Below are 9,015 nucleotides of genomic sequence, written 5' to 3'. Positions count from 1 at the left end.
GGTGGCGCCGGTGGGCGGGGCGGTGAGGGTGAGGGCCGGCCGGGTGGCGGGGGTGGGGGGCTTGCCGGTGGCCTTGAGGACGATCGCGGTGCCGGGCGGGACGGTGACGGTGATCTTCTTGTCGGTGCCGCTCGTCACCTTGGCGTGGGTGCCGTAGATGCCCATGAAGTCCATGGCGCCGCCCGAGCCGGTGGCGAAGGTCGCCGTATTCGGCTCGCTCGCGTTGTTGACGGCCACGACGTACTCGGTGCCGAATGTGGCGTCGGTGCGGGAGAAGGCGTAGACGCCGGCGCCGTCGGTCGCGTACCGCTCGGTCTGGACGCCGTCGGTGAGGGCGGGGTTGGCCTTGCGGAGCTTGGCGAGAGCCCTGATCTGCTGGTAGAGCGGTGCTCTCGTGTCGTACGAGTCGCTCGCGTGCGTGCGGTCCGTGCCGAGTTCGTCGTCGTCGAGGTAGTCGGAGACCCGCGAGGCGAACATCGTCTGGCGGGCGTCCTTGTCGCCGCCCGCGCCCGTGAAGCCCTGCTCGTCGCCGTAGTAGACGACCGGGTTGCCACGGCTGAGGAACATCAGCTCGTTGGCGAGCCGGTCCTTGGCGAGGAGTTCGGTATCGGTGGCCGTCGGGTCGTCCTGCCGCAGGAAGGTCCCGATCCGGCCCATGTCGTGGTTGCCGAGGAAGGTGACCTGCTCGTACGCGTTCGCCTTGTCGGTCGTGTACTTGTAGTCGTCGCCGAACACCGAGGCGAGCTTCCGGGCACTGCCGCCCTGGGAGGCGTACGAGCGCGCCGCGTCCTGGAAGGGGAAGTCGAGCGTGGCGTCCAGGCGGCCCTGGGTGACGTACGGGGAGGTCACGGACGTGTCGGCCGAGTACACCTCGCCGAACATGAAGAAGTCGTCGCGGCCGTGCCGGGCCGCGTACTGGTCGAGTGCCGTGGCCCACTGGGTCCAGAACTCCGTGTTGACGTGCTTCACAGTGTCGATCCGGAACCCGTCGATGTCGAAGTCCCTGACCCAGCGCTCGTAGATCTTCTCCATCCCGGAGACGACCTCGGGACGCTCGGTCCACAGGTCGTCGAGCCCGACGAAGTCGCCGTAGGTGGCGGACTCGCCGGCCCAGGTGGAGTCGCCCCGGTTGTGGTACATCGTCGGGTCGTTGAGCCAGGACGGGACCTTGGCGTGCTTCTTCGCGGCGGGGACAACCGGCGTGCGCGGGAAGGAGTCGGCGTCGACGGACGGGAAGCCCTTCCTCCCGTCCGAGTAGTCGGCGTCGTCGAAAGGCTCACCGTCCTTGGTGAGGTACGGGAAGGCACCCTTGGAGAGGTAGTCGTAGGACTTCTGCTCGTAGTCGACGACGTCGGCGGTGTGGTTGGTGATGACGTCGAAGAAGACCTTCATGCCCTTGGTGTGGGCCTTGGAGATGAGGGTTTCGAGGTCCTGGTTGGTGCCGAAGTGCGGGTCGACCCGGGTGAAGTCGGTGATCCAGTAGCCGTGGTAACCGGCGGAGGCGTCCGACCCGGTCCCCTGGACGGGCGCGTTCTTGAAGATCGGGGCCAGCCAGATGGCGGTGGTGCCGAGGCCCTTGATGTAGTCGAGCTTGCTGGTGAGGCCCTTGAGGTCACCGCCCTGGTAGAAGCCCCTGTCGGTGGGGTCGTACCCGGTGGAGAGGCGTGAACCGGTGAGTCCGCCCTTGTCGTTGGCCTTGTCGCCGTTGGCGAAGCGGTCCGGGAGAACGAAGTAGAACTGCTCGCGGGTGGCGTCGTGCCGGGCCGGTTCGGCGGCGAGCTTCCGGTCGGACGGCGGCGGAGGCGGGGTGTCCGCCCCCGCCGCCAGGGGCTGGACGAGCGCTGCGGCCAACGCGGTCACGGTGACTGCGGCGACCCGGCCTGCACGGGTAGTACGGCGCCTCGGCGGCGCCGGCCATCTCGGTATCACGGACGTGGGCTCCTTGCGATCGCGGCTCTTGCGGGTCCGACCCCGCGCGACCGTATCGCCGAGGAAACGCTTGCAGCAAGAGTCCTGAAACCACTAGAAAGAAATTTCAGCAGCTGGACTTGCCCGCGTAGATCGCCAGAGCCGTGTTCGCGCCCAGCGTCGCGGTGAACCGGCCGTTCGCATTCACGGCCACCGACGTGTTGCTCTGCACGTCGCAGTACGTTCCGGCGGGCAGCGAGGTCTGGTACGTCCGACTCGGACCGCTCGACTCGTGGTTGATGGCGACGAAGCCCTTGGCGCCCCGCCCGAAAGCGATCGCGTCACCCCCGTTGTCCCACCAGTTGGTGACGGCCTCACCGCGTACGGCGTTGCGGAAGGCGACCATGCGCAGGATCTCCGGCCAGGTGTGCTGACACTTCCAGCCGTCCCGCCAACAGGCGTTGACGGTACCGCCGTTGGGCGGCCCGGCGTCCGTGTCGGAGAACTCGTAGCCGGAGTTGATGTCCGGGGCGCCGTACGGGTGGGCGAGCATGAAGACGTTGGCGAGCGTGTAGTTGGCGTTGTCCTTGTAGCTGAGGGTGGAGCCGTTGCGCTCGGTGTCGTGGTTGTCGACGAAGACACCCGCGACCGAGCTGTTCATGTAGCCCCAGCCCTCGCCGTAGTTCTTCAGGTAGGCGAGGTTCTCGTTGTTGAAGACCCGCTTGAGGTCGAAGGCGTAACGGAACTCCTGCACATCGCCGTTGCCCGTGTACTCGGTGGGCTGGACGGCCTCGCCGCTGCCGTAGATGGCCTCCTGCTTCCAGTACACCGACGGGTTGCTGAGCCGGGACTTGATGTCGGCGAGGTCAGCTGCGGCCATGTGCTTCGCCGCGTCGATACGGAAGCCGTCGACGCCGTAGCCGAGAAGTGTGTTCATGTACCCGGCGATGGCGGAACGGACGTACTCCTCGCCCGTGTCCAGGTCGGCGAGCTCGACGAGTTCGCAGTGCTGGACGTTCCAGCGGTCCTGGTAGTTGCTGATCGTCGAGGTGCAGTCGTCGAAGTCGGACGAGGAGTACAGGCCGGGGTAGTTGTACTTGCCGTACGACGAACCGCCGGTGCCGGTGCCGCTGCCCGCCGACATGTGGTTGACGACGGTGTCGACGACGACCTTGACGCCGGCGGCATGACACGTATCGACCATGCCCTTGAAGGCAGTTGCGTCACCGAGACGGCCCGCGATCCGGTAACTCACCGGCTGGTACGACGTCCACCACTGCGAGCCCTGTATGTGCTCGGCGGGCGGGGAGACCTGCACGAAGCCGTAGCCGGCGGGACCCAGGGTGTTGGTGCACTCCTTGGCCACCGAGGCGAACTTCCACTCGAACAGGACGGCGGTGACGTCCTTGGCACCGGGCGGGGAGGCGTGGGCGGCGCCCGTGGGGACGGCGAGCGCGATGGACGCGCCCGCTACGAGGGCGAGCGCGCCGGAGAGGGTTCTGCTGGGTGCCATATGGGGTCCTTCTCCGTTGAAGGTCCGGGCAAGATCCCTTGCTGGTTCTTGCTGCAAAATGGCTGAAATATTTCAGCCGACCAGAAGGTACGAGTCCGCCTGTCAGGTGGTCAACCCTTGAGACCCACCCTCTTCAGGTGCGGGAGATCCCTTTCATGGCAGGGCCACTCCCTCAGCCGCAGCCGGTCATTGGCCACGGGACGCACGCGGCAGACGCAACGCCGAGACGAGGAAGAAGATCCCTCCGAGCACCGCGTATCCGGCGAGAGGGACCAGGGCAGCAGCTAGTGCGGTCGGGGCCGCCCCAGAACGCGGAAGGCGCCGGGGAAAGCCCCCGGCGCCTCGCCTTACGGTCTCGCGTGTCGTTCTACCGTTTGTCTCGCTCAGTCGCGCTTGGGCATCGGGGCGTCCTGTGCTTGCTCCATCCGCTCAGGCGTCCAGTAGTCCTGGGCCTTCTCCGGGGCCTGCCGTACGTCGTGGGCCGTGGTCCCCGATTCCGGCTGCGACTCGGATTCCGCGGCAGAGGCCGAGGCCCGCCAGGCGACCATCGCGGCCACCGCGGCGACGAGGGCCACGACTGCTGTCCACCGGACCGGACTGCTGCGACGCATAGGACTGTCTCCTTGTCGGGTGTGCGACCTGTCAGGTGACGCCGCCCTGGGCGTCGAACATCCCCTTGACCGCGTCATCGAAGTAGGCGGCCTCGTTCCAGCCGGCCGAAGTGACGGTGCTCATCACCCCGTTGACGGATCCGAGACCGTTGGAGTCGTTGAACTCACGCAGCCACGGCCCACCGCTGGAGCCGCCACCGAAGTTGCACTGAAGCTCGAGGCCGTTGTCACTGGCCGCGCGCGTCGTGCCCGTACACACCCACTGGCTTTCCCCGTTGTTGAAATTCCCGGGGTAGCCGAAAATGGTGATGGGCTGCGTACGCGAGAAGTTCCAGCTCATTCCGTGACCGCCAGTGACATTGACGATCTTGTTTCCGTTGAGCGGCCACGTGGTCACCATGGCCACGTCCCGCTTGAGGTCGCTGCTGCTGATCCAGGAGTTGAACGTGCGCATCTGCTTGGCGGCGAAGGTGCCGAATGGACGGGCTCCGGAGCGGTAACGCGGCACATACACCCAGTTTGTCATCCACGTGCCGCCGCTGCCGCCGTGTACGCAGTGCCCCGCGGTGACCACCATCTGTTTTGAGTCACTGTTGAGAGCACTCGCCGAACACGCGTAGGAGCCGCCGTTACTGGGGTTGGTGAAGAACACCCTGCCCACTGCCGCGGATTCGTTGATGCGCAGCCCAGCGGTGCCGGAGCGCGCGCGGGCGGCCGGAGTCGTGCCCGGCTTTCCGGTGGGCGCGAGTGCCTTGGCGGCGTCGGGCCGCGTGGAGGTGGCCACTTTGTCGAGCGAGACGGCATGCGCCATCCGCTCCGGCGTCCAGAAGCGCGCCAGGGCGCCGGCGTCGCTCGCCGAGTCGACGGGAGCCCCGCCCGACAGCCGTGCGGTGTGGCCGACGCTGGTCGCGCCGTTCGCGCCGGCGGCGACAACACCGGTGGCGAGGGCTTCAGTCGGGGCGGGTGCCGCCTCGGCGGTTCCCACCCCGATCAGTGCCAGTACCGTGGCCGCGGCCAGCGGGATTATCGCGTGTCTGAGACTGCGCACGAACGTCTCCTTCAATTGTCGTTGGAGTGCGTACTTCTGACGGCATGATCCGTATTTCCGACGCCATGACCGATCAGCGGGCTGAGCACGGCGAATCTAGGTGGGCCGGGTGTGTGCGAAACAGCCTCAGATCAGCCGCTCTGTTCTTTGCTTTGCGGGAACTTTGTTTTCGGCCGGTCCGGAATACCGCTTTTGTTTCGCGGGCCTCTCTGTCATGGACACCACCCCGGTGTCGGTCGCGCTCTCCGCGACGAGTGGGCAGGCGAAAGGGCCCGCTCCGGGTCTCGGCCGACCCCGGTGACGACGCTGCCGTGGCATGCCGGACTACCGTGCACCGGCCGGAAAAAGCGGTGCTCCAGGCAGATATGGCAGGCATTTCTGGCTGGTCCAGGCCTTGCACGAAGGGAGCGGGCTGCCGGGAGTACCGGGGGTGTTCACGGTGACAGGGCGGGAATGCGGGCCGGAGTGGGGGGAGAGGCGTTCGGTCGGCCATCCTGCAAATTCGGCAACCGATCCGCTGTTCCTGCTGGTCAGGGGCCTGTTTCTGGGCTTGTCGAGTGACCACACGTCAGATCTGGGATTACTGTGACCCGTGGGGTGCGGGCTCGGCGTAACTGATCGCAATGGCCGGCAACGGCCTGATGCCGACGTCGTCTCCCCGGCAGACCGCCCGTCCGTGGCGCACGTCCGAGCCGCACTCCGGCGTCAGCGCTCCCACCCGCGTACGTTTTTGGCCATACGCGGACGGCGCAGCATGGCCCACCAGCCCCAGGGGCACCGTTGCCCTCGTGCAGACAACAGACGAGACGGCCGACTTCACGGCACTCTCCCAGGAGTTGACCGGGTTCGACGAGGCGACGCTGCGGGGCACGGGACTCACCGGGACCTACCTGGCCGTGGCCGCCGAGCAACTGGGCCCGGACCGATTACGGCGGCTGCTGGAGGCGACCGGAGGCCCGCTCGGCGAGCTGGACGACGACCTGCGTGACGCCGCCCGCGCTCTCACCCACCTGTGGTACACGGGCAGTTGGCCGGGACCGTCACCCTTCGTGGTGTCGGCGCGCGCCTACGCCGAGGGGCTGGTCTGGAAGGCGGCCGGGCTCACCGCTCCCGCCACCGCACCGGGCGGGTACGGGAGTTGGGCCGACTCCCCGTCGACTTCCCACTCCCGGAAGGGCTCCCGGTGAGCCACTACGACGTGATCGTCGTGGGCGCCGGAATCGCGGGCTCACTCGTGGCGAAGGAGCTGAGCCGTCAGGGTCGCCGCGTCCTGGTCCTGGAGGCCGGGGAGCGCGCCACCGACCCCGCGCGGGGCCACCGTGAGGCCCTCGACCGGTACGCCACGGCATCCGCGAAGGTGCCGGGCTCCACCCACCGGCCCCACCCCGCCGTCGGCTGGCCCGAGGTCACCGACCTGACGGGCACGGACGGCGTCCCGGGATTCCGGGCGGCCGGCCATATGCTGCAGGACGGCCCGCTCCCGTACGCCAGCGGCTACGTCCGGGCCAACGGCGGCACCGGCAACGTCTGGACCGGCCTCGCCCCGCGCATGCTGCCGGAGGACTTCGACACCGAAGCCTTCGGGTACGGGCGCCGCTGGCCGCTCACCTATGCCGACCTGGAGCCTGACTACCGCGCGGCGGAAGGGGAGTTGGGGGTGGCCGCCGACGCCGACGAGCAGCGCGCGCACGTCGGGCTCGGTTTCCCCGACGGCTACACCTTCCCCATGCGCGCCCTGCCCGCCAGTCACCTGGACCGCCTCCTCGCGGAGAGCCTCGACGCACGACGCGTCAAGGACCCGGTGACCCTGGACGAGGTCGAACTGCGGGTCGTCGGCACCCCGCAGGCCCGTAACAGCGTGCCGAACCCGGACTACGACGGCGGGCGCGGCTACGTTCCGCGCGGCGCCCAGGGGCGACCCGACCCGGCCAGCCGGTGCGTGGGCAACGCGACGTGCATCCCGCACTGCCCCTCGTACGCGAAGTACACCCCGCTCAAGACGCAGGGACAGTGGGGAAGTTCGGTCAGGCTGGTGGACCGGGCCGTGGTCAGCCGGGTGCTCGTCGACGGGAACGGTCGCGCCACGGGCGTGGAGTACCTCTCGTATCAAGGGGAGGCCACCCGGGTGCACGCCGATGTGGTCGTGCTCGCCGCACACGCCGTCGAGAACGCCCGCCTGCTCCTGCTGTCCCGGCTCGCCAACCGCAGCGGCCAGGTCGGCCGCAATCTGATGGACCACCCGGTGCTGCTCACCTGGGGCCTCATGCCGGACGCGGTCGGCCCCTACCGGGGACCCGGGTCCACCTCTGGCTTCGAGGGTTTCCGTGGCGGGCCGCAGCGGCGCGCGCGGGCACCCTTCCGTATCGAGGTCGGCAACTGGGGGTGGGTGTGGGCCACGGGGGCGGTCGACGGCGATGTCGCCCAACTCCTGCACGACAAGGGCCTGTTCGGAGCCGAGCTGCGACACGCGGTCGGTGACCGGGTGCGCCGCCAGTTCGCCTTGCAGTTCGAGATGGAGCAGGGCGCCGACCCCGCCAACCGCGTCACCCTCCACCCGGACGCCCGCGACCAGCTCGGCCTGCCCACGCCCCTGGTCACCTACGACCTGTCGGACCACGTCAAGGAGGGCATGGCCGCCGCCAAGCGCGTGTCCGACCAGATCTTCGCCCTGGTCGGCGCCGAGGACCACACCGACTACGAGCCGGCGGCGGCGTGGCCCGGCCGCTTCGAGCACCAGGGCCGCCTCTACGGCTACCGCGGGGCCGGCCATGCCGCCGGCACCCACATCATGGGCGACTCGCCGGACGCGTCGGTGGTCGACTCGTGGCAGCGATGCTGGGACCATCCCGGCCTGTACGCGGTGGGCTGCGGCAGCATGCCCTCCGTCGCCACCTCCAACCCGACCCTGACCATGGCCGCCCTCGCCCTGCGCAGCGCCCGGCGCATCGAGGCCGACCTGGCCGAACGGGACCGCCCCGTCACCCTCACCTCAGAAGATCCCGCATGAGTACGCGTACCAGGACCCCAGGAGTGCCCGCATGAGCCCGCTGTCCCTGCCGCCCGTCGCCGAGCCCTTCCAACTCCCCTTCCACTACGGCGCGTTGCACAACGTCGGCGTCGACTGGCTCACCGACGCGGAACCGGTCCGGGATCTGCTCGCCAAGCACCACCCCGCCCTGACGGCCGCCACTTTCGACGGCCGGGCCCTGGTCTCGTTCAACTACCAGCTCTACTTCGCGCAGTACGCGTTCGGCGGGGGCGTCACCCAGGAGATCGAGTACAACGTCGTCGCCTTCCCCACCGCCCAGGCGGACCGGATCCCCGAGCTGACGTACGCGCAGTACGCGCAGGGCTGGGACCAGACGAAGCTGCTCGGCATCGCCCGCATCCACGTCGTGTGCGACAACCCGTACGCCATCACGGCCGGACGCGAGCTGTACGCCGAGCCGAAGTTCCCGGGCTGGTTCGAGGTCGACCTGCCCTCCCTGAACGGTCCGGCGGGCGAGACCTGGACTGTGCACTGCAAGGCGGCCGAGGTGGGGCGAGGCGACGCCCTGGTACGTGAGGACAGCCAACTGGTCTCCCTCCGAGCCGAGTTGGACGGCCTGACGGCCACTCCCGCCAACAACACCCCCATCACCGGCTACGGCACCGACGCCACCGGCCGGGCCCTCGCGGGCCCCATGAACGTCTACCAGCCCTACCGCTGGTACGACCTCGACGCCCCGCAGCACGCCGACCGCGTACGGCTGACCGTCCACGCCCCCGACAGCGACCTCGGCCGCGACATCCACCAACTGCTCGGCGACACCCCCGCCGCCGGCGCCTGGACGTACCAGTCACCCCCGGTGGCCGCCCACAACCGGCCCTACTACCTGGGCCCCCAGCGCTGACGAAGCCTCTCTGCGAGGATCAAGGGATGGAAGGGCTACGGA

At 68.9% G+C, this 9,015-nt stretch carries 7 protein-coding genes; 3 read left to right on the top strand and 4 right to left on the bottom strand.

Features of this window, described 5'->3' with window-relative positions:
• The 4 genes from ADL01_RS30555 to ADL01_RS30540 form a co-directional block, all read right to left on the bottom strand.
• A partial coding sequence (locus ADL01_RS30555; RefSeq protein ID WP_267889948.1) for an alpha-amylase family glycosyl hydrolase occupies positions 1–1,929 on the bottom strand: 1,929 nt, incomplete at its 3' end.
• A gap of 106 nt (positions 1,930–2,035) precedes the next feature.
• Entirely contained in the window at positions 2,036–3,421 is a 1,386-nt protein-coding gene (locus tag ADL01_RS30550; RefSeq protein WP_053745243.1) for an alpha-amylase, read from the bottom strand.
• Between the two features lie 383 nt (positions 3,422–3,804).
• Positions 3,805–4,032 carry a hypothetical protein gene (locus tag ADL01_RS30545; protein ID WP_053745242.1) on the bottom strand — a complete coding sequence of 76 codons (228 nt, stop codon included), beginning with the start codon at positions 4,030–4,032 and terminating at the stop codon, positions 3,805–3,807.
• Positions 4,033–4,063: 31 nt separating this feature from the next.
• Positions 4,064–5,080, bottom strand: coding sequence for a trypsin-like serine peptidase (locus ADL01_RS30540; RefSeq protein WP_053745247.1), 1,017 nt, complete (start codon positions 5,078–5,080; stop codon positions 4,064–4,066).
• Positions 5,081–5,868: 788 nt separating this feature from the next.
• On the opposite strand from ADL01_RS30540, the gene ADL01_RS30535 reads away from it, so the two are divergent.
• From ADL01_RS30535 to ADL01_RS30525, 3 genes are read left to right on the top strand one after another with little or no spacing between them, the layout of a single operon-like run.
• On the top strand, positions 5,869–6,267 hold the full coding sequence (locus ADL01_RS30535; protein ID WP_053745246.1) for a hypothetical protein: 399 nt from the start codon (positions 5,869–5,871) through the stop codon (positions 6,265–6,267).
• Positions 6,264–8,087, top strand: coding sequence for a GMC family oxidoreductase (locus tag ADL01_RS30530; protein WP_053745241.1), 1,824 nt, complete (start codon positions 6,264–6,266; stop codon positions 8,085–8,087). The genes ADL01_RS30535 and ADL01_RS30530 overlap by 4 nt, the downstream gene beginning before the upstream one ends.
• A 31-nt stretch (positions 8,088–8,118) precedes the next feature.
• Positions 8,119–8,973, top strand: coding sequence for a hypothetical protein (locus ADL01_RS30525; protein WP_053745240.1), 855 nt, complete (start codon positions 8,119–8,121; stop codon positions 8,971–8,973).
• Positions 8,974–9,015: the final 42 nt, after the last annotated feature.

Origin of the sequence: Streptomyces sp. NRRL WC-3618, assembly GCF_001280005.1 — a bacterium.
Classification (GTDB): Bacteria; Actinomycetota; Actinomycetes; order Streptomycetales; family Streptomycetaceae; genus Streptomyces.
The sequence above is the reverse complement of the archived record's forward strand: the minus strand, read 5'-3'. Positions and strand labels throughout refer to the sequence as shown.